1 protein-coding gene and 1 pseudogene are annotated in these 1,630 nt (G+C 34.7%); both read left to right on the forward strand.

Going from position 1 to position 1,630, the window contains the following annotated elements:
• Positions 1 to 506: 506 nt before the first annotated feature.
• Positions 507 to 1,010 carry an HD domain-containing protein gene (locus BFL47_RS18965; protein WP_069661365.1) on the forward strand — a complete coding sequence of 168 codons (504 nt, stop codon included), beginning with the start codon at positions 507 to 509 and terminating at the stop codon, positions 1,008 to 1,010.
• A gap of 78 nt (positions 1,011 to 1,088) precedes the next feature.
• A pseudogene (locus BFL47_RS20595) lies at positions 1,089 to 1,630 on the forward strand (IS4 family transposase); the annotation flags it as partial.

Consider the following 1,630-nt stretch of genomic DNA (forward strand, 5'->3'; position numbering starts at 1 on the left):
TGGTCCTGGGTTCGAATCCCAGCGGGATCACAAGATTGAATTAAAGCCAATGTAAGTCAGATACTTATATTGGCTTTTTCTTTTTACAGTCAATATTACTGTCAATAAGTGGCTGCTTAGAATAGTAATCCTAATATCGATAAGCCTATCTCTTTCAGATCTACAAGTCTTATTTTAAAAACTGATCGTAAATTTAATTTTTATTATACTGAAAATTGCACCTAAAATGCCGCAGTGAGAAACAAGTATAACCCGCACTAGAGAAAATTATATTTCTACAATCTAATCAATGGTTGCAAATATTTACTAGGTATCTGAATTCTAATAAATCGTTTTTGATATTTAGCTGTTCATTTTAAGTATTTTCACAAAAAACAATAATTAATGCCACAACCTAACCAAATCTTCGATGATTTTTTTATCTTGCTCTTTGGGAACATTTTACTACTACCGCGCATGCAACTCCTGAAAATATCTCATTAGTCAAAGCCCATATTACGTATGCAATGCCGTTGCTTAATGAATACAACAGGGTATTTCCAAAATATACGCTTCATAATAATAGGCATCAGGTAAATATTATTAAATTAATTGGTGACCTGTTAGGAGATGATGTAACAGAATTGACCGCTCTAGAGTGCGCTATGCTAATATTGAGCACCGTATATCATGACATCGGAATGGTTTATAACGATAAAGAACTTGAAAAGATTGGCACAAAATCTGATTTTAAGTTGTTTTTAGATCGTAATACAAAAGCACAACTGGAATATGAAGAGAATCAAAATAAGCCAACCGCTGGGCTAATCGAATGTTATTGCAGATGGATGCATGCAAAGCGAGTTTGGATATATTTAAATATTTCCAATTCTTCAACACCTTTGAAATGGGACAATATTTCAATCAAAGATGCACTTGGTAGTCTATGCGAGAGTCATAATTTAAGCGTTAAGGATATAATTGTTGATTTAGATACTAAAGCTTCGCAGGAGATTTTTATGGATATTTAGGGCATAAAAAAGCAGCAGTTTTTTTGAATAATACACTCAAAATGAGTGTATTGGAGTCGCAAAAAAAAACAAAAAAACATGCTGCACTCCAAAGATACCAATAGAATTTCTGAAATAAAAACACAATTTGATTGTAAAGAAAATATAACATTACGTTTTCTAAACTGGTTATCGTTCTTTGAATTTAAATCTATATACAAATCACTGGATCCACTTAAGAAAAAAGGGTTTAAGATTTCCGATTTACTCGGTATGCTTTTAATAGTACCCTTTACCGGAAAAACGAATATGCATTCTCTTTTACAAAGCAGTAGTACACCACTCACAGCCCGTAAGGATAGCTTTTATAGGATGAAAAAGATGCATGAAATCAACTGGGAGAAGCTGCTGTTTGGATTCGCAGGGCGATTTGTAAAAATCTGTTTAGCCAAAGGAACTGGTGCTGCTCCAGGGCACCGGATGCTGATCATTGATAACAGCCTGTTACCAAGTCGGGCACCATAATGGAAAACATCAGCCGATTATGGGACCATGTATCCATGCGTTATGTGCTGGGATACCGGATGCTGGTACTGGGTTATTTTGACGACAAAAGCTTCCTTCCTGTAAGTTTCTCCCTT

It is taken from the genome of Arcticibacter eurypsychrophilus (assembly GCF_001730525.1).
GTDB lineage: Bacteria > Bacteroidota > Bacteroidia > Sphingobacteriales > Sphingobacteriaceae > Arcticibacter > Arcticibacter eurypsychrophilus.